Annotated in this window: 15 protein-coding genes; 9 read left to right on the plus strand and 6 right to left on the minus strand. The window is 47.4% G+C overall.

Annotated elements, in window-relative coordinates:
• Window positions 1-15: 15 nt before the first annotated feature.
• The gene (gene nifS, locus PMG71_RS16385; RefSeq protein ID WP_283754781.1) at window positions 16-1,245 is read right to left on the minus strand and encodes a cysteine desulfurase NifS; all 1,230 of its coding nucleotides are present in this window, start codon (window positions 1,243-1,245) and stop codon (window positions 16-18) included.
• A 118-nt stretch (window positions 1,246-1,363) separates the two neighbouring features.
• Entirely contained in the window at window positions 1,364-1,750 is a 387-nt protein-coding gene (locus PMG71_RS16390) for a NifB/NifX family molybdenum-iron cluster-binding protein (protein ID WP_283754782.1), read from the minus strand.
• A gap of 745 nt (window positions 1,751-2,495) precedes the next feature.
• Between PMG71_RS16390 and PMG71_RS16395 the strand changes: the two genes are divergently transcribed.
• The 4 genes from PMG71_RS16395 to PMG71_RS16410 all read left to right on the plus strand — a co-directional run bounded on the left by PMG71_RS16395 (window position 2,496) and on the right by PMG71_RS16410 (window position 6,539).
• Window positions 2,496-3,236 carry a winged helix-turn-helix domain-containing protein gene (locus tag PMG71_RS16395; RefSeq protein ID WP_283754783.1) on the plus strand — a complete coding sequence of 247 codons (741 nt, stop codon included), beginning with the start codon at window positions 2,496-2,498 and terminating at the stop codon, window positions 3,234-3,236.
• Window positions 3,237-3,330: 94 nt separating this feature from the next.
• Complete coding sequence (locus PMG71_RS16400; RefSeq protein WP_283754784.1) at window positions 3,331-4,695, plus strand: sensor histidine kinase; 1,365 nt, start codon at window positions 3,331-3,333, stop codon at window positions 4,693-4,695.
• Between the two features lie 227 nt (window positions 4,696-4,922).
• Window positions 4,923-5,717, plus strand: a complete 795-nt coding sequence (locus PMG71_RS16405; RefSeq protein WP_347179312.1) for a pseudouridine synthase — start codon at window positions 4,923-4,925, stop codon at window positions 5,715-5,717.
• Between the two features lie 3 nt (window positions 5,718-5,720).
• Entirely contained in the window at window positions 5,721-6,539 is an 819-nt protein-coding gene (locus PMG71_RS16410; RefSeq protein ID WP_283754786.1) for a helix-turn-helix domain-containing protein, read from the plus strand.
• A gap of 8 nt (window positions 6,540-6,547) precedes the next feature.
• On the opposite strand, the gene malQ is transcribed toward PMG71_RS16410, so the two are convergent.
• Entirely contained in the window at window positions 6,548-8,053 is a 1,506-nt protein-coding gene (gene malQ / locus PMG71_RS16415; RefSeq protein WP_283754787.1) for a 4-alpha-glucanotransferase, read from the minus strand.
• 194 nt (window positions 8,054-8,247) lie between these two features.
• On the opposite strand from malQ, the gene PMG71_RS16420 reads away from it, so the two are divergent.
• Together PMG71_RS16420 and PMG71_RS16425 are read left to right on the plus strand one after the other, a co-directional pair.
• Window positions 8,248-8,679, plus strand: coding sequence for an NUDIX hydrolase (locus PMG71_RS16420; protein WP_283754788.1), 432 nt, complete (start codon window positions 8,248-8,250; stop codon window positions 8,677-8,679).
• 22 nt (window positions 8,680-8,701) lie between these two features.
• Complete coding sequence (locus tag PMG71_RS16425; protein WP_283754789.1) at window positions 8,702-9,091, plus strand: RidA family protein; 390 nt, start codon at window positions 8,702-8,704, stop codon at window positions 9,089-9,091.
• 103 nt (window positions 9,092-9,194) lie between these two features.
• Here PMG71_RS16425 and PMG71_RS16430 read toward each other — a convergent pair whose 3' ends face one another.
• Window positions 9,195-9,467 (minus strand): hypothetical protein, encoded by a 273-nt coding sequence (locus tag PMG71_RS16430; RefSeq protein WP_283754790.1) that lies wholly within the window; start codon window positions 9,465-9,467, stop codon window positions 9,195-9,197.
• A 138-nt stretch (window positions 9,468-9,605) separates the two neighbouring features.
• Here PMG71_RS16430 and PMG71_RS16435 point away from each other — a divergent pair, with 138 nt between their 5' ends.
• Both PMG71_RS16435 and PMG71_RS16440 read left to right on the plus strand, forming a co-directional pair.
• The gene (locus tag PMG71_RS16435) at window positions 9,606-9,950 is read left to right on the plus strand and encodes a helix-turn-helix domain-containing protein (RefSeq protein ID WP_347178703.1); all 345 of its coding nucleotides are present in this window, start codon (window positions 9,606-9,608) and stop codon (window positions 9,948-9,950) included.
• Window positions 9,947-10,606, plus strand: coding sequence for an ImmA/IrrE family metallo-endopeptidase (locus PMG71_RS16440; RefSeq protein ID WP_283754792.1), 660 nt, complete (start codon window positions 9,947-9,949; stop codon window positions 10,604-10,606). The genes PMG71_RS16435 and PMG71_RS16440 overlap by 4 nt, the downstream gene beginning before the upstream one ends.
• Window positions 10,607-10,698: 92 nt before the next feature.
• Here the strand turns inward: PMG71_RS16440 and rpsU are convergent, their stop codons facing one another.
• A complete protein-coding gene (rpsU, locus tag PMG71_RS16445) occupies window positions 10,699-10,881 on the minus strand; it encodes a 30S ribosomal protein S21 (protein ID WP_271937305.1) in 183 nt (60 codons plus the stop codon).
• 265 nt (window positions 10,882-11,146) lie between these two features.
• Between rpsU and PMG71_RS16450 the strand changes: the two genes are divergently transcribed.
• Window positions 11,147-18,745, plus strand: a complete 7,599-nt coding sequence (locus PMG71_RS16450; RefSeq protein ID WP_283754793.1) for a S8 family serine peptidase — start codon at window positions 11,147-11,149, stop codon at window positions 18,743-18,745.
• 130 nt (window positions 18,746-18,875) lie between these two features.
• On the opposite strand, the gene PMG71_RS16455 is transcribed toward PMG71_RS16450, so the two are convergent.
• Window positions 18,876-19,139, minus strand: coding sequence for a hypothetical protein (locus PMG71_RS16455; RefSeq protein WP_283754794.1), 264 nt, complete (start codon window positions 19,137-19,139; stop codon window positions 18,876-18,878).
• Between the last annotated feature and the right edge of the window lie 248 nt (window positions 19,140-19,387).

Raw genomic sequence — 19,387 nt, forward strand, 5'->3', positions numbered from 1 at the left:
GTGGTAAAAAAGAGATTAGCGAGTGGCAGTCAGTTGTTTACCCCCGACTGCACTCAACCAACCTTGCTGTTCGTCGGTTTCGTCTTTGAAGGGGGAAATTTGGCGCAGTCGCTCGACGACTTGGGGTATGACTTGCAATACTTGGTCGATTTCTGCGTCGGTGGTATACCGAGAGAGGCTAAAACGAATGGAACCATGCAAGATGGTGTAGGGTAGGCCCATGGCTCGCAGGACATGGGAGGCTTCTAGGGAACCGGAGGTGCAAGCCGATCCGGAGGAGGCACAAATGCCATGGCGATCGAGGGAGAGGAGGATGGCTTCACCTTCGATGTATTTGAAGCCAATGTTGGTGGTGTTGGGGAGTCTGAGGGCGGGATGGCCGTTGAGTTGGGTATGGGGAATGGTTTTTAAGATTGTTTGTTCGAGGCGATCGCGTAATTGTCGCACTTGCCCATTTTCCGCTTCCATAGACTCCATCGCTAACTCAGCCGCTTTCCCCAAAGCAATGATACCGGGGACGTTTTCTGTTCCCGCTCGTCTACCCCGTTCCTGATGTCCCCCAACTAGCATGGGCCGAAAGCGCACCCCTTTGCGGACATACAAGGCTCCAATACCTTTAGGAGCGTGCAATTTATGCCCAGATAATACCAGAAAATCTACGGTACTCTCTTCCATATTCAAGGGCACTTTACCCACCGCTTGTACGGCATCTACATGGAACAAAATGCCCCGCTCTTTGACGATTTTCCCAATTCTCTCAATGGGGAACAGGTTGCCCGTTTCATTGTTGGCGCACATGACGGAGACGAGAGCCGTATTCTCGGTGAGAGCGGCTCTCAATTCCTCTAAATTGAGTTGTCCTTTCTCATTGACTCCCAGATAGGTGGTGCTATAACCTTGTTTTTCCAAACCCTTACAGAAGTTAATAATGGCAGGATGTTCCACTTGGGTGGTGACAATATGGCGCTTGTCGGGACAACTGGCTAAGGCAGCCCGAATGGCGGCATTATCCCCTTCTGTACCGCAACTGGTGAAGATAATTTCATCCGGTTGAGCTACCAATAATTGAGCTACATTTTCCCTGGCTTGTCTTACCGGTTTGGCCAGTTGTCCGCCAAAGGTATGCATACTGGAAGGGTTGGCATAATAGTCGCGCAAGTAGGGAAGCATGGCTTCTAAAACTTCATCGGCAATCCGGGTGGTTGCATTGTTATCGAGATAAATGGTTGGGGGTTTTTTGTCCATGGTTTCGATCGCAATTGGAGATAATTTGGGCAAGCAGGAATCGCTAAAAATGATCAATAGAGCGCGTTATCCTAGATGGGGATCTCACACGCTGGTCTTGATTATTTCGGCGCTAGATTTAGGCAATGGACTTCTCAACCCATTGAGTATAAAAATCTAAGACGGCAGTTTCTATGGTTTCGTAAACTTGTACGACTTCTATTCCGGCTTCTTTGAGGCGACTTTCTGGCAGTGCCCCAATTTTAGCGACGATCACTGCTGTGCAATCGGATAGGGCGGCAATGCTCTCGCTCAGGTCTCCTGGGCTTTCTTCTGGGCCGTGACAATAGGGTTTAACTGGGCGATTTTCCAGCAGTTGAGCTTTCTGCGTGTCTATTTCATAGATGAGAAATTCCTGGGCATGGCCAAAATGCTCATTGGTTAGACCTTTGTCTTTGCTGGCCACTGCAACCCGAATTTTCTGGGGGGAATTGACAACTGTTGAAGCTGTCATCGAAGATACCATGATGTTTTTCTCCTTGCCTACATGAGAGTTCGAGACTATCTAGGCAAGAAAGGAGAGTGTTATCAGTGTTACAAAAAATCAAGAGAGTCTAAAGATGATCTAGGATGTATAAGGTAATCTTGAGACCGTATTGATTTAGAAGTTTTATAGGTTTCGTTATTCTCTGAATCTTGTTATATCTCACCTGGCCAGAAAGATAAGTTTGATTAATCACAATTTCATGTTTTCTTTATACTTCCGAAAAATGCTTGAATCGCATGGAAAATATGGAAAAAGTGCAAAATTTAACTGAGGGATGAGGGGAATCGGGGCGATCGCCGCTTGAAGAGAGTTAAAGCTTTAAAGTTCTGGTAAATTAGCACCATTTATCAATGCAAATTAGTACGAAATGAGCGGTTAAAATGAAGGAGGTAAAAATAGAATGGGGGGGAGGAGATTTAACTACCAAGAAAAAGAGAGATTATAAGGGGGTTGAGCGCCCTGGGAGAGTCTCCACCCGGCGGCTGAGAGGGGAAAGTTCATCAACCAGCCCAAGGAATTTAGGACTGTAATTCCTCAAAACACCAACGGGTAAAACCCCTGAAATCAAAGGCTTATTGATATAGACGAAATATAGACGAAATCTACATAAATTGAATTGGAAAAATCGGATTGAATTCCAAAAAAGCTGATAGGCTTAAAAAGATAAACCATTAGAGTTAGCAGGCCGGTTATGGTATTCACGTTATCAGTCGAATCCCCCCCCATGAATTCACCCCTGAATTCAAAACGGAGTTTAGGGCGGGTTTTAGTGGTTGAAGATGAAGAACTGATTCGGGAGACGGTCGCCTTATCCTTGCGCGATGAAGGGTTTGAGGTGATTGCGGCCGAAGATGGTCGGGCGATCGTAGATTTATTTCACCAACAACTGGAGCAGACAGATGACTCTAGGGAGTCCATTGATGCGATCGTCCTCGATCTGATGCTCCCTTCCGTGAATGGTCTGGATCTCTGCCGTTGGCTGCGCCAAAAAGGACAAACTGTACCGATCCTGATTCTGAGTGCTAAAGGTTCAGAAACCGATCGCGTCGTTGGCCTAGAAGTGGGTGCAGATGACTACCTGACTAAACCCTTCGGGGTGCGAGAATTAGTGGCTAGGGTTCGCGCTCTCCTCCGACGCAATCGCTACCCGATCCCCCAATCTCATCCTTCAGTGCTGAAAATCAAAGATATTACCCTATTTCCCCAAGAATGTCGGGTGATCGTTCGCGACGAAGAAATTAACCTCTCTCCCAAAGAGTTTCGCCTCCTAGAACTTTTTATGAACCATCCCCGGAGAGTGTGGTCGCGAGACCAACTGATTGAACGGATATGGGATGCGGACTTTATGGGAGATACCAAAACCGTAGACGTACATATTCGTTGGTTGCGGGAAAAAATTGAACTCGATCCGAGTCATCCAGAATACTTGCTGACTGTGCGTGGATTTGGATATCGGTTTAGCTGACGGAAAATCCATTCTCTTTCTGATGTAGGATCAAAAACGGAGATCGTGAGGCGATAATCAAGAGAATCCATCATCGATTAAACAGATTGCGATCGTGCCACTATTCGGATTTGTACTGGGATTAACCCTAGGCCTGCTCCTATGGCTAGGGTGTCAATTGCGCTTAGAATTTCAGCTCAAGCGAATCCTGCCGGAATTGAGTCCATCATCGCCACTCATGGGCCGATTTCCAGAGCGCCTATTGCGGGCGATCGCCCGTCAACGCCAAACGGAGTACCATCTCCAGCAAGACATAGACTACTGGAAATCCATCCTCGCGAGTGCCCCCCTGGGACATTTACAAGTGGACGATCAAAACCAACTGATCTGGTGTAACACCCAAGCCTATCAAATGTTTGGCATTAGTCCTCCCCAACTTAATAGTCCTCGCCTGCTGTTGGAAATTGTACGCTCCTATGAATTGGATGAACTGATCGAGCAAACCCGCACGACCCAAAAACCGGCGGAAAAACAATGGTACTTTCAACCCATTGCCCCCACCCTAGAACCCCAGAATAGCCGGCGATCGCTACCCCCTAAAATCCCTCTTAAAGCCTATACCATTCCCCTTTCTCGCGGTCGTATCGGAGTCTTTCTCGAAAATCGCCAAGAACTGGTGACCTTAACCAACCAACGCGATCGCGCCTTTTCCGATGTTGCCCACGAACTCAAAACCCCCCTAACCTCCATTCGCCTCGTGGCCGAAACCCTACAAACTCGCCTCGATCCCCCCCTGCGTAACTGGATCGATCGCCTCCTGTCCGAAGTCATTCGCCTCAGCGATATTGTCCAAGTCCTCCTCGATCTGAGTCAACTTGAACGGGGATCGACCTATAGCCTCAACTGGAAACCCATTAACCTCCCTGACTTGATCCACTCCTCCTGGATGGCTTTGGAACCCCTAGCGCGTCAGAAACAACTCCAACTGCAATATTCTGGCCCAGAACACTTATTAATCCATGGCGATGAACATCGGTTATGTCGAGTCTTCATTAACCTTCTTGACAACAGCATCAAATATAGTCCCCTCCAAGGGCAAATATGGGTTAAACTCAGTAGAGAAGAATGCCCAAGCTTAACCGCTTCATGCTACAACTGGGTGCATATTGAAGTCATTGATGGCGGTGTAGGCTTCCCAGAAACAGACTTACCCTATGTCTTCGAGCGCTTCTATCGGGGAGAACCCTCCCGTGCCAGAGTCTCCTCTAATCCCCCAATTACTCCTGCCGTGTTCTCGGATGCTTCCGACCATCCCCGTACCCCCTTAACCCATAGTAGTGGACTGGGATTAGCCATTGTTCGGCAAATTGTCGAAGCTCATGAAGGATCGGTCAGTGCCAAGAACCATCCAGAAACCAAGGGAGCTTGGATTGAAGTGTATCTGCCTCAACAGCCATCAAGGGATTTGAGTAGAAGTTAACCCCCTATCGAGTCTTCGCCTTGTCTGTTGAGACCTCTTAGTTAAGGGAAAAGTAATCATTTTGAGTGTTTGATTTTTAATTTTTAATTGAACGCTGCCCCGTTCTGGGCAACTTCTTGTAAGATTTGTAAAGATCCGCTAGTTCTGTTGAATGGGCAGGATCGACCTAAACGGGTGTTTGCAATATCCTCTTAAACTTAACTCTAAAACTGGTGAGTATCACGACGATGATAGAGGCTCCTTCGGGTCATCAACCTAGGGATGAACGATTACAAAAAATTTTATCTCGTTGGGGAGTGGCTTCCCGACGACAGGCAGAGGTGATGATCCAAGAGGGTCGTATCCGCATCAATGGCGAGGTGGTACATCAACTGGGCCAGAAAGCGAACCCCGATCGCGATGCGATCGAAATTGATGGTTCTCTCCTCTCCCCTCACCATCGTCCCCAGCGCTTTTATCTGTTACTGAACAAACCCCTAGGAGTGATTTGCACTTGTGCCGATCCCCAAAATCGCACTACCGTCTTAGACCTACTTCCTCCCACGCTCTCTCAAAATACCGGTATTCATCCGGTGGGTCGCTTGGATGGAGATTCTACAGGAGCGCTCTTGCTCACCAATGATGGAGACTTTACCTTTCAGATGACCCACCCTAGCCATAGTATTCCCAAAACCTATCGGGTTTGGGTAGAAGGGATTCCCTCAGAATCCGTTCTTGAGGACTGGAGAAACGGTATAGTCTATGAGAATATCCAAACTCTACCGGCTAAAGTGAGACGAATTCGTTCCCAAGGCACTCACAAGACTTTGCTGGAAATTATCTTATGGGAAGGTCGGAATCGACAAATCCGTAAGGTGGCCCAAACCCTAGGGCATCCGGTGGTGAGTCTCCATCGCAGCGCCATTGGATCGATTCGACTAAAATCTTTACCTAGAGGTGAATATCGAGACCTGAGAGCCTTTGAAATTGCAGCGTTGAGAGGAAACTGTGGTACAAAACAGATCGGTGGTGAAGGAGCGTAATCGATGATGAAGAAACCAAAAACCATGCAATCCTCGGTAAATGAGTTTGAGTCCTTGAAAAGTATTCTGATTGACTTGGGGTCTCAATTGCGAGATCGCCGTCAGGAGAAAGGTTTGAGTTTAGATTACATTGCTACGAAAACCCGTATCCGCCAACGCCTATTAGGGGCGATCGAGGAAGGAAAACTCGAACAACTCCCCGAACCGGTTTATGTCCATTATTTCCTGAGACGCTATGCCGATTTCTTAGGACTCGATGGCCGAAGCTTTGCCAGTCCTTTCCCCTCAGAGTCTCGGTTTAACTTACTCAAGCCCTCTTGGATGCGTTTACCGATGTGGCAACTGCGTCCAGTGCATTTGTATATGTTGTATGTGGCGATTATTTTTGGCTCGGTTAATGGCTTATCCTATTGGATTGAGCATTCTGCGGGGCCGTCGATGGATTATTTGGTGGAACAACCCGCAGCAGAAGTGGAGGCGATCGCCTCTAGCCCCCCTTCTCCTCCTGCTCCCGAACCGGAACCCACTTCCCTGGTGGTCAAATCTAAACCGGATAATGGCTCCACAGAGCCGGTGCGGGTGAGTGTGGTGGTGAGTGAACCGTCTTGGGTTCTGATTGAAGCAGACGGAGAAACGGCTTTTGAAGGAACCCTGAATGAGGGAACTCAACAAACCTGGGTGGCGAATCAAAAATTGGTGATCGTAGCGGGTAATGCAGGAGCAATTTCTGTTGCGCTCAATGAGGGTAAATCTCAAACTCTGGGAGAACCGGGTGCGGTAGAAGAAGTGATCTTTACGGCTAACCAGCTCTCCCGCAGTTAAGTCCACTTCTAGGATCGGCCGTAGAGTTGGGTCAGGAGTTGGAGGCGATCGCATAACCACTCGCTAATGGAGTCCGGACGATAACGCCAACTCCAATTTCCCTCTGCTTGTCCAGGGGTATTCATCCGCGCCCTTTGATCTAAACCGAGCAAGTCTTGCATGGGAATAATCGCCCAATTAGCGACCGAAGACAAGGCCAAGCGAATCAAATCCCAATGAATGCCATCGGGACTCAGATGGCCTAAATAATTGACGACGCGATCGCATTCCCAATCCGGTAGATCGTTCTCAAACCAGCCCAAAGTCGTATTATTATCGTGGGTTCCCGTATAAATCAAGCAGTTACGCGGTACATTGTACGGCAAAAAGGGATTGTGAGCGTCGGAACCAAAAGCAAAATGTAACACCTTCATTCCGGGAAAGCCAAACTTATCCCGCAGCGCTTCTACCTCTGGGGTAATAATGCCCAAATCTTCCGCTAAGACGGGTAGCTGACCCAAGGTTGCCTCTAGTTTCTCAAAAAAGGCTTCTCCAGGAGTCGGCATCCAAGTGCCATTAATGGCGGTTTCTTCCCCTTCAGGAACGGCCCAGAAGGATTCAAACCCCCGGAAATGGTCGATGCGAATCCAGTCTACATAGTCGAGCATGGTTTGGAAGCGATCGATCCACCACTTAAACCCCGTCTTCTCTAGATACTCCCAGTCATAAACCGGATTTCCCCATAACTGACCCGTTTCACTAAAATAATCCGGTGGCACACCCGCCATCAACTCCGGTTGTCCGGTTTCCGCATCGATCAAAAAGTTATCCCGATTCGCCCACACATCGGCACTATCATGGGCCACATAAATGGGAATATCCCCAATAATTTCCACATGGTTCTCATTGGCATAGCTTTTGAGCGCATTCCACTGTTGGAAAAACTTAAATTGAGTAAATTGGTGATACAAAATTCTCTCTTTTAACCGCTCTTTAGCCCCTTGGAGGGCACTCTTTTCCCGGTCAACCAAGTCTTCATCCCATTCATACCAGGGTTTGCCCTCTTGATCGTCCTTAAGGGCCATATACAAAACATAATCGTCAAGCCAACTGGCTTTTTCTTGACAAAAAGCCTCAAACTCTTTTTTGGCTTTACTGGAGTCTTGGAGTTTGACTTGAAAGTTTTGGCAGGCTTTTTCCAATAGGGCCGTTTTTACAGCAATCACCTGCTCAAATTCTATCCAATCTAAGGGAAATTCGGGCAGATGGGCAAAATCTTCGTCTTGCAGTAAACCATCCTCTTTGAGATACTCAGGACTAATGAGCATGGGATTGCCCGCCATGGCTGAATAGCACATATAGGGAGAATTCCCAAAGCCGGTTGGCCCTAGTGGCAAGATTTGCCACAGTTTTTGGTGCGTGTGGGCAAGAAAGTCAACAAAGCGATATGCTTCGTGGCCTAAGTCTCCAATACCAAATCGACTCGGAAATGAGGTGGGATGGAGTAAGATGCCACTAAGTCTGGAAGAGGGCATATTCTACAATTGGCATATTTTGCAGCTAACATGATGACCTTATCATGTTCTTGGGATCTCCTTGGGTTTAAATTTTATGCCTTCTCCCTATCGCAAGGCAGGGGAAGGGGATGGGGGGATAGGGAGATAGGGGGATGGGGGGTTTATCCTATGAAAATACTCTGTATGCAAATCTTTAAATTTCTCAGTTCACTATGCAGTATCGTAATCCTACGCCGACGGTTGATATCATTATTGAAATGATTGACCGGCCGGAGCGCCCGATTGTGTTGATTGAACGGAAAAATCCTCCTTTTGGATGGGCCATTCCTGGAGGGTTTGTGGATTATGGGGAGTCGGTGGAAACGGCGGCTATCCGGGAAGCTAAGGAGGAAACGGGCTTATCGGTGGAGCTGGTGGAACAGTTCCATGTGTATTCCGATCCTCAGCGCGATCCTCGTCAGCATACCCTATCGGTGGTGATGATTGCCGCAGCCATGGGTGAACCAGAGGCAGCCGATGATGCTAAGAATTTGGCTCTGTTTGAGTTGTGGCAAGTGCCGCCGGATTTATGTTTTGACCATGACAGCATTTTGAAAGATTATTGGATGTATCGCAATTATGGATTGCGTCCGAGGTTATTTTAAGTGGATGTGAGGAATCTGAATTATGACTCGTAAAGTGATTCAAACCGATCGCGCTCCGGCTCCGGTTGGGCCTTATAATCAGGCGATCGCCGCGACAGGTGAGATGCTGTTTGTTTCTGGGCAAATTGCGATCGATCCTAACACCAATCAATTGGTCTATACCGATGATGTAGCGAAACAAACGGAACAGGTGATGAATAACCTGAAAGCCGTCCTCGAAACTGCTGGCGCGACGTTTGAGAATGCCGTGAAAATGACGATTTTCCTCAAGGATATGAATGATTTTGCTACGGTCAATCAGGTCTATTCTGGCTATTTTAACCCCGAAACAGCCCCCGCTCGCGCTTGTGTAGAGGTAGCACGCTTACCGAAGGATGTTTTGGTCGAAATTGACTGTATTGCCGTTCTTTAAGGCAAAAGGCAAGAGGCAAGAGGCAATGGGGAATAGGCAAGAGGCAAGAGGCAATCCTCTCCATCTCCCCACTCCCCCATTCCCCCATTCCCCCACCTACAAATCATCCTGCCAATTCTGCCCGCGAAGAGCGACAGAGGGCAACCGGTTCAGCTTGGGGGAGGCGATCGCTGCTCCCATTCATCTGCTTTAATTGATCTAACAGCGTCTCCAGCAACTCAATATGATCTGGGGTAAAGAAAATTGAGAACCCATTTCCCCCCAAAGAATACCCCGGAACATACAGCGAAACCTGATCGTGACGAGGGTGATTCGTCAAAATCGTCATCTCCGTACCATCAAGCTTATAGGTCGTATCCGTCCAAGTTTGAGCCATCATTTCACCTCCAATCGCTGCGTTGATTATTTTTTCAACACCCTCATCCTAACCCAAACCCCTCCCCACCGACAACCCATTTTTTGATTTTTTATTCAAACTAGAGATAGGATAGACTTGTAATGGAGAAAACAAATGATCCCAGAAACATTTGGTAAAATTCTGCGTAGGGCACGCAAAGACAAAGGCTATTCCCAAAGGAGCCTCGCCGCCTTGGTCAAGCTTGACTTCACCTACCTGTCCAAGCTAGAAAACGACCGCGCTGACTATCCTCCCAAAGAAGAAGTCATCCGCTCCCTTGCCAAACATCTCGACCTCGACCCCGATATGTTAGTCTGTCTAGCCGGACGCATTCCTCACCAATATGAGGAACTGCTCAAGCAAAACGCCCAAGCCATGCCCATGCTCCTCAGACGGTTACGAGAAAACCCAGACTTCGCCCAAAAGATCTTTCAAGCAGCCAGCGAGGATGCCCCCAGTTGAGTCTAATCAAACCCTACCGCTTTTATCCCAAACCAGAAATCGAGCGTCGGGCCAGCGACCTCCTGTCACGCATGGAATACACCTTCAACGTGAAACTCTCTTGGCCCCTAGAAGTAGACCGCATCGCCGATTTGCTGGACTTGGGAGTGGTTTGGGATCAGATTCCGTCGGACGAGTACGGGCCCATAGCGGCCCGCATTCTCCCCCGAAATCGTCAAATTGAACTCAACGAAGAAATACTCACCTTACCCGAAGGATTTCAAGCTTCCACCCTAGCCCATGAAATCGGCCATTGGATGCTCCATATCAACCATGCAGAAGTCCAGGAAGAACCAGCAACTCATCTCAGCAGCAGTGACGATTCCTTTCTGTGTCGTCCCAATAGTTCCTTAAGCGAACTCGAATCCATTGAATGGCAGGCCCAATACTTTGCCAGTTGCCTGCTCATGCCAGAAACTCTACTGCGCGAATATTGTCATCGTAAAAATCTTACCCGATGGTCTACCCTTTACCAACTGCGAGACGAACTAGGGGTCACCATCTCCAACTTAGTCAACCGACTCCAAGACTTAGGTTGGATTCACATTCCCCAAGGGTCTAGAAAACTCATGTTAGGCCCAGTCAACCGGGAAGAAGAAACACAATCCTGGGGATAGATCATACCAACTTGTAGGGGCGAACGGCCGTTCGCCCCTACAGCCATATCTCATTCTAAAATGAATCAACTATATATCTCAACAATTATTCCCTAGCGAGACATGCGCCGCTTGCGGCGAGCTGCAACTGCTTTACGCTTGCGCTTCTCTTGAGGGGTTTCAAAATGGCGGCGGCTTTTCACATCCGCCAGGATTCCGGCTTTGGACACTTGGCGCTTAAAGCGACGTAGAGCTGAATCAATTCCTTCGTTTTCTCCGACTACCACTTGGGTCATTCTTGTTTTTGTCTCCTAATTTCAGTCAATAGTTGGGTGAACAAGTTTAATTATATTCTATAGCATTGTCAATTGATTCGTAGTCCCATCCCAAGGGAGATCAACTTTATAGGTCTCCACACCATCAATCTCAAGGATTATGTAAAGAATTGTTGCATCTTGCATAAAAACAGGTGGAAAAAAACGAGAACCCTATAGAGGGGTAAATTCAATCCACTCTCACAGACTTCTATACGATTCACGATTCGGGTGAATTCCTACCATCATGAGCTTCTTCAAAAACTTCCGCCGTTCCAACTCCCCTAAAACCGCTAAACCCCAGTCTCAGCCAGGTCAAACCTTCATCCTCGAACCCATCCTCACCCCTTCCGGATTGTTGGTAGACGTAGAGGGAGGTGGTGAAGCTAATGACACGGACATAGAAGTAGATTTAGGGGGAGAAGACATAGACCTAGATGGGACTGAAACCTCCGAAATAGAAGCAACTCCAGACACTGACTCGGAAGACGTTAGCAATGCAGACGAAACCGATGATACAGAAGAAAGCAACAGTCCTGAAGCAACCGACTCAGAAACCGAGCTAGAAATAGAAGAAGAACTGCCCTTTTTTGACTCCCTCCCCGAACCCAAAGATGCTGAAGATGTAGAAAGTCTCAGCTTAGACAGTGATGGAACCCTTGAAACTGATGGAGAGCCACAACTGATTTCCGCTCTCTCAGCCAACTCCAGCGAACCCGAAGAAGCTGAAACCCCAGACACTGATGGTACTGAAGAGAACCCAGAAGACACCGTAGACGAGACAGAAGAAGACAGCGAAGACATTACCCCAGTTTTAGACATTTCCCAACCCAACTTTACCTTTGACTCCGGTATCTTCACCGTCGGAGAAACCGGAGAAGTTCAGATTGACTACATCTTTGACGGTGGGGGATACAAAGGAGAACTGGCAATCTTTTCCCTAGACGGAATGGATGAATTTGAACCGGGTTCTGAAGACTTTATTCAGGAAGCCTCTAGTCGCGCCTTAAGTAGCTCAGAACAAGGTCACGTGGTCATTTCCGACGCAGATGAAGGAGCCAGATTTAGTGGTAACTTAGGCGAGCGCGACCAAAATGCTGGGGAGTATTTGGGCGTGAAAACCTTTAATATGCGCTCTGGAGATACCTTCGGCGTAATGTTAGTTCCCAATAAAACCGTTGCTAGAGTCTTTGACAATCCAGCAATTGGCGGTTCTGGTCGTCCTCTATTCTCCATGGTAACCTCCAATCCCTATGAAGGCTTCCATGTCGGACAAATTGCCGATGTTACCGGGGATGGTTCCACCTTTGTGATGGAAGACATCCGCATCGATGGTAAAACCGATTCAGACTATAACGATATTATCTTCCAGATTCGGGGAGCCAAAGGCAAAGCAGCGCTGATGGATGAAGTGCTTGCAGAAGGAGAAGATTGGCGCGAGACTGAGTTAGGCAAAGGGATTATCGAGTATGTTAAGCCTTATGTGACTCCCGATGCGGTGGATGAAGTCGCAGGAGACTTAGTTGAGGATGTGGAAACGCTCCTGGAGTTCTTGGAGGAGACGACAGAAGCGGAAGAAAGTGACACTGCTGATGTGGTGGAACCGGAGGTTGAGCAGCAAGAGACTGAGGGTAACTCAGATGAGGACGTTGTAACCGTTGATGAGGATGAAGCTTCTGAACCCGAAAATAGGGTAGAACCGACAGTTGTGGAGCAAGAGAGTGAGGAAACTGAGGATAACTCAGATGAGAAAGTTGTCACGGTTGATGAGGATAAAGCTTCTGAACCGGAAAATAACGTAGAACCGACAGTTGTGGAGCAAGAGACTAGCGCAACTGAGGATAACTCAGGTGAAAATGTTGTAACCGTCAATGAAGATGAAGCTGCTGAACCAGAAAATAGGGTAGAACCAACAGTTGTGGAGCAAGAGAGTGAGGGTAACTCAGGTGAGGATGTTGTAACCGTTGATAAGGATGAAGCTTCTGAACCCGACAATAGGGTAGAACCGACAGTTGTGGAGCAAGAGACTAGCGCAACTGAGGATAACTCAGGTGAGGAAGAACCACCGGTTACGGTAGGGGAAAATAATCCCGTTGCAGAGGAAGAAGAAGCAGTTGTTGCGGAGACTACGGAGACTGAAAACGGGGAAAGTTCTGATGATTTAGAGGAAAATGCGGTAGAAGCGCAAGAAATTGTCGAAGAGATTGAGGGAGAGAATACGGATACGGAACCGGTGGAACCGGAACCGACGGTGAAGCAGGAACTGGTAGCGCGGTTGGAAACGCTGACGAGTAACCTAGAGGAGATTGACACCGAAGAGAGTTCGATTACTCAACTGAAAGAAACCGTGACTACCTTTGCCGATAGTTTAACCCGGAACTCTGAAGAGCTTTCCCAGGTGCAGGAAGTGGCAACCACACGGTTAGTGAACCGGTTGGAAGCAGTCGCGCAGCAGTGGGTGTCGGGGGGAGAAGAACCCACGGTATTCGAGTTTGCGGAAACTGAGCAACCGTTGGTGGGTGTGATTGACACGGGATTTAGTGGGGATAATCCAGATATTGATTATTCTCGGATTACCCTGGGAACGGATTATGTTGATGGTGATGATAATCCCTTGTTGTCAGCAGGAGAAGGGAATGAGCATGGAACCCATATCCTGGGGATTATTGGCGCAACTCAAGACAATGGTATTGGCATTGATGGGGTGAATGATAAGGCTCCTCTGTGGGTGAGTCGCGCCATTGGTTCGGGACAATGGGCAGAGTCTTTGAGGGAGTTTGTGGATGCTGCTCAAGAGTCGGGACAACCGAATGCGGTGGTGAATCTGAGTTTGGATTTAACTCAGGTGGATGCCGAGGGGAATGTGACGACGCGCTATGAATTTACCCCAGAGGAGCGAGATGCTATTGAATATGCCCGCCAAAATAATGTCCTGATTGTAGCTGCTGCCGGGAATGACGGTGGCGTGATGTCGGTTTTGGGACAAGCCTCTCAGGAGTTCGACAACATTATGACAGTGGGGGCGGCGGAACAGTTTGACCCTGATATGTCGGTTTGGAAAGGAGTTGACCGCACCAATTATTCCAGCTATGGTCACAGTTTGGATGTGATGGCCTATGGGGGAACGATGGAGAATCCCCAATTGTCCTTAGCTGGGGAAGGAACCAGTGCTATGACGGGGACTTCTGTGGCGACGGCGAAGGTTACGGGGGCGGTGTCCCAGGTTTGGGCGGCTAATCCTGAGTTGAGTTACCGTCAGGTGGTTGAAATTATCCGCGATACGGCCACGGATTTGGGCGACACGGGTGAGGATGCTGAAACGGGCGCTGGCTTATTGAATCTGACGGCGGCGGTGCATTTGGCGAAAGAAATGAAGCCACAGGAGTATAGTACACCAGAGCTGTTGAGTCCTGAAACTTGGAGTGGTAAGGATATCTTTACGCCAGGTGAACGGGCAGTTCAGAATGTGAATGTGCCTCCCGAATGGCGGCGGCACTATTACGGCTGGTTGGATTCAAGCAACCCTTCTGATACCTTTGCTTTCAAAATTGATCAACCGACCCCGCTACAGTTTTCACTGGATTTTCCGGGAAGTGCTATTCTTCGCAAAAATGGTCAAGAGGTCTTGAGGGGTAAGTATGACGGAAATATCGTTTATGCGGGTGCAAACGGAAAACTCGATCGGGGTTCCTATGTTCTAACCGTTAATCGCGGTCGCTATCCCAAAATCGATCAATATCGATTGGTGATGAATTTTATTGACGGTAGTCAGGGTAAAGAAACTCCTGTGGTTGAGTTTCTACCGGCCAAGCAAGTCATTCAGCCCCCAACTCCGAGTCCAAGTCCCCGACCGACTCCGAGTCCAAGTCCCCGACCGACTCCAAGTCCAAGTCCGTGGCAGAATCCCTGGCAGACTCCGAGTCCAAGTCCGTGGCAGAATCCCTGGCAGACTCCAAGTCCAACTCCGAGTCCGACTCCCCAACCGACACCGAATCCGGCCCCAACACCAACACCGACTCCAACACCAACACCGACTCCGACTCCGACTCCGACTCCAAGTCCGACTCCCCAACCGACACCGAATCCGGCTCCAACACCAGCTCCAACACCGGCTCCATCGCCTTCAGCACAGGAGATAGCTGCTAAAGAACGGGCAATTGAAGAGGTTCGTGCGGTCTATGAGGCGAATCGTAGGCGTTTAGGTAATTCACGGGGAGAGATCCAGATTTTTGAGCAGTCATTTAATGGCGTGAATATGCCTGCGGTGCAATACTTTGATGGTGGGTATATTGTTTGGAATGGTCAGAAGGCAATTCCCTACTTTACTGGGACTGGGAAGGCCTTACCCAATATTAAATTACCCTCGACGGTTAAGCCGATTTGGAGTGTTGTTCCATCGAGTAACGTAACTAATGTTCCCGATGGTCGTCACACCTATCCTAATATGCGGGGCAGTAGCGAATACTGGGTGGAGTTAGACGGGAATAAAAACGATATTAGTTTGGCGGCGCGGAATACATCTCTGGCTCACCCAGACTTACGCACCACTGTCTATCGCGACCTCGGTGGGGGGCGGCTGCAACAGGTTCCTTTGACCGAGATCGATCCGGGTGGCAATTATACAAATTACAAAGATTTGCCAGATGGAAAATATCTCATCAAGGTGGATGTCGAGCAGTCCAAAGCGAACGTTCCCTATGAGATGGTTGTGAATTTAGACCAAGCTGGGGATAGTTTGGCAAAAGCTCGAAATTTGAATCAAAAGTATGGACAAATTGATGGTCAGCGCATCATTCTCAGCGACCACGTGGGTCTACCCCAGGGTGACAAAGATTTATATGCCTTTACCACTAGCGATTTTCAACCGACCTTGCAGTTTGCTGTTCGTAGTTTATACAGTGACTTGAACGAAGCAACCAGGAAGCGGCTGTTGGATGGTGATATCAAGATGCGGCTGTTGGATGCTAATGGTAATGCAGTGCTGTTAAATTCTGATGGCAAGCAAGTATCATCCGTTGATTCTAAGAATCGTAAATCAACATTCGCAGCTAAGAAACTGGAACCGAATAGCAAATATTATGTGGAGGTTACGGCTAAAGACGGTTCTCGGACTAACTACGATTTGGTTTTGAATTTTGAGCAACTCTGGGCACCAGATGGACGACATGAGTTTGACGGTTTAAATGATGAACTTGAGTATAATTTTAAGGTTCATGATAATGCGACCGATCGCACCTTGCACACTAGAGTAGATGATGCCAGTGGTAAGACAATTGACTCTCGTCACTACACCTTGAAAATTTACCGAGAACAGAATGGGAAATCGGTTGAGGTGAATCCAAATAGTACGGGTGATAGTGTATTTCGCTATGCTTCTCTGACTCCCGGCCATTATCGTGTTGTGATGACTCCTAAGCCATCAATGCCTTCATCTGATAATTACACCTTTGTTCATAACTTAGATCAAGCAGGGTCAACTCGATCTAAGGCTCGGAATCTAGGTAATATTGGTGGCAAGCGAGTCACCGTGAATGACCATGTTGGAATTGCTGACCTCGGGGATTACTATAAGTTTTCTACTGATTCAGATATTTACCGCTTGCGATTTGCGGTTCGTCATCCGAGTGAAAACAAGCATTTACCTCTGGAGGGAGATGTTGAGTTTATTTTGTATGACAAGAATGGCCAGGAGAAAGCAAAAGCTAAGTCTAAGAATCGGGAATCGATCTATGTCGAATTTGATGATTTTGAACCCAACAGCGACTATTATGTTCGAGTCAAGCCTCAATCTGGTGATTCCGGCAACTATCATTTGGTTTTGAATGCGGAAGAGTTTTTAGGAAGTTATGTCAATGGATATCTACTGCCTAAAAATTTCTACGAAGTTTGGAAGCAATACAACATGGGTACGCCGACTTCTGAGGTACAGACTCATCCAAGTGGGGCGAAGTTCCAAATGTTTGATAAGCCTGGTTTGGGTACGTCTTCAATTGTTAGTAGTTCCCATGGAACATTCCCGCTCTATGGTGCAATTCGCAGCTACTATGTCAATACGGCAAGCGGGTTGAATGGGCCATTGGGTGTACCGAAGAGTGCTGAGTACAAGTGGAAGGGATATACACGGCAGGATTTTGCTGGTGGCTATATTCTGTGGAAGGCTGGACAAAGTGCCATTGGATATCGCCCCGATGGTTCGCTATTGTATCCGCCTACAAGTGGCGGTGGAAGTGTTGGTGCTGTGACTAATCCACTGCTGACTCGACAAAATGCCAGCTACTTTAATGCTCGTCCTCAGTTCTATACGACTGGTAACATTTTTGCTGTAGGGGGTGTTTATGGTTCTAGTCTTGTGGGCGGTCTTGGTAAGACTGAAGGTAACTGTACTTGGTATGCTCACGGTCGAGTCAAGGAGTTAGGTGGTAATTCCGCAGTTTTAAATGTGATGTATGATGATGCACATCTATGGGACGATCAACTGCGGGCAGCAGGATATGGACACTATATCCATAGTTCCCCTCAACCTGGTGATATTGCTCAATGGAACAATCATGTTACTGTTGTTGAATCTGTTAATAATGATGGAACAATTACCATTTCAGAGTCTCATCATACGACCAATTGGGATGGTGGAGGTATTGGAACTCTCCATAATGTGCGTACTATTTCAGCAAATAGACCTGAACGATTCATTCGTGTTCCTGGAGTTAAGGTAGAGTCTGGTAACTCTGGTGGTAGCGATCCAGGTGAGTCTGGACAAAATCCGGTGAATACCCCAGAAGAAAAAACACGAGAAGAACGAAAAAATACGTTGTTTCAACAACTTAAAAACTTTTTGGATGGCCTTAATGATAAGTCTCAAGATTTTGCAGGAATTGGTAGTGGACCTTTCATTGCTGCTGCTGAAAAGCTTATAGAGGAACCGTTGAAAAAATACTTCAAGTTGGGTGCTGATGATTGGAAACATTTGCCAATTTATAAACAAATTGATGATCTGGTTTCCCTGTTGATAAGTAAAATCAGAGGAGTGATTAATAATCATGTTGCTCCTTTGTTAAAGACGGCATTGAAAAAAGGGTTAGCTAAAATGTCTGATTGGATAATGCAAATTGCAGCACAAATCTATATTGATTTGTCACCTCAACAGCAAGATCAGTTGCTATCTGCAATTCAAAAAATCATTAAATTCAACCAATCTGATTTAATCAAAGGGTTGAAAAACTTCGATATTAAAAAAGCCTTCAATGGAATAATGGATGCATTCAAAGAATGGACTCCATTAATAAAGAAAATGGCTAACAAAATCCTACCTCCAAGTAGTAAAAAAGCATTCAATCGTTTAGTAGATGCCACAAAAAAAGCACCTGGCCCGCTCAAAATTGTCGGATACCTATTTGATGGTCTTCAAATTGGCTTTGGAGAAGACAAAATGAAAGAAGTCTTTAAAGTTATTGGTGCTACTGCTGGATCAGCCCTGCTGGGTGCAGTAGTTCAACCTCCTGCATCAGCAGCACCTGGTCTAGGGAATCTCTTACTGGGAGCTGCGGCGGCTTTTGGTGGTGCATGGGCAGGAGAATCTATTAGTGGATGGCTATATGATTTACTTAAGCCTTTCATCGAAGATTTTATGTATGGCATTGGTCAACTATTTAATGAATTAGCAAAAAAAGCTAGTGAAGTTGGCGAAGGTATTCTAGAAGGCATCAAACGTTTTTTCTTGGGTATTCCTGTTTATGCTGAAGAAGAAAATGCATATAATGCAGCCCAAATTTGGAACAGTCAAGTTGGGAGGGGTAGTGAGTATGAAAAATATCTTTCAGAAGAGGCCAAGCAATACTTATATGCGTAGCTCGATCAAGATCTAGCACTAGGGTGCCCTGCACGGGGAATCACAATACCTTGACTTCGGTCTAATTTAATTCCCCGCTAACAAACCCTACGCGATCGCGTCTTGGGTAAGGGCGATCGGGCGAGGCATTTCAGGCGATCGCACTGGAGAAGTGATTGTGGGGGCGATAAAACTCCGTTTCGCTTGGCGATCGCGTCTTGGGTAGGGGCGATCGGGCGGGGCATTTCAGGAGATCGCAGGGGAGAAGCGGTTGTGGGGGCGATAAAACTCCGTTTCGCTTCGCGATCGCGTCTTGGGTTGGGGCGATCGGGCGAGGCATTTCAGGCGATCGCATTGGAGAAGCGGTTGTGGGGGCGATCGCGCTTTGGTTGTTTTCTGTAGTGCGATCGCACATCCATCATGCGATCGCAAAATCAGTTAGTGACGGTAGGGTGCGTTAGTCGGGGATAAATTTTAAACTTAATCAGTCAATTAAAAAGCCCGACGTAACGCACCAAATTTCTCCGTTTCGCTTCGCGATCGCTTAAGTTATAATCAATGAACCATTCAACTCATCATTTGCATCCATAATGAGTATCACTGAAACTCAAGGTATCACCTCTGAAACCATCCTAGAATCTCTCCGGGAAATCTACCCTCACA

This window comes from Roseofilum acuticapitatum BLCC-M154 (assembly GCF_030068475.1).
GTDB classification, from domain to species: Bacteria; Cyanobacteriota; Cyanobacteriia; order Cyanobacteriales; family Desertifilaceae; genus Roseofilum; species Roseofilum acuticapitatum.

What these genes read in the sequence shown, in the direction of transcription:
- nifS (WP_283754781.1), bottom strand. Translation starts at nt 1,245, where the DNA reads ATGGACAAAAAACCCCCAACCATTTATCTCGATAACAATGCAACCACC.
- rpsU (WP_271937305.1), bottom strand. Translation starts at nt 10,881, where the DNA reads ATGACCCAAGTGGTAGTCGGAGAAAACGAAGGAATTGATTCAGCTCTA.
- PMG71_RS16390 (WP_283754782.1), bottom strand. Translation starts at nt 1,750, where the DNA reads ATGGTATCTTCGATGACAGCTTCAACAGTTGTCAATTCCCCCCAGAAA.
- PMG71_RS16425 (WP_283754789.1), top strand. Translation starts at nt 8,702, where the DNA reads ATGACTCGTAAAGTGATTCAAACCGATCGCGCTCCGGCTCCGGTTGGG.
- PMG71_RS16410 (WP_283754786.1), top strand. Translation starts at nt 5,721, where the DNA reads ATGATGAAGAAACCAAAAACCATGCAATCCTCGGTAAATGAGTTTGAG.
- PMG71_RS16450 (WP_283754793.1), top strand. Translation starts at nt 11,147, where the DNA reads ATGAGCTTCTTCAAAAACTTCCGCCGTTCCAACTCCCCTAAAACCGCT.
- PMG71_RS16420 (WP_283754788.1), top strand. Translation starts at nt 8,248, where the DNA reads ATGCAGTATCGTAATCCTACGCCGACGGTTGATATCATTATTGAAATG.
- PMG71_RS16455 (WP_283754794.1), bottom strand. Translation starts at nt 19,139, where the DNA reads ATGTGCGATCGCACTACAGAAAACAACCAAAGCGCGATCGCCCCCACA.
- malQ (WP_283754787.1), bottom strand. Translation starts at nt 8,053, where the DNA reads ATGCCCTCTTCCAGACTTAGTGGCATCTTACTCCATCCCACCTCATTT.
- PMG71_RS16405 (WP_347179312.1), top strand. Translation starts at nt 4,923, where the DNA reads ATGATAGAGGCTCCTTCGGGTCATCAACCTAGGGATGAACGATTACAA.
- PMG71_RS16395 (WP_283754783.1), top strand. Translation starts at nt 2,496, where the DNA reads ATGAATTCACCCCTGAATTCAAAACGGAGTTTAGGGCGGGTTTTAGTG.
- PMG71_RS16430 (WP_283754790.1), bottom strand. Translation starts at nt 9,467, where the DNA reads ATGGCTCAAACTTGGACGGATACGACCTATAAGCTTGATGGTACGGAG.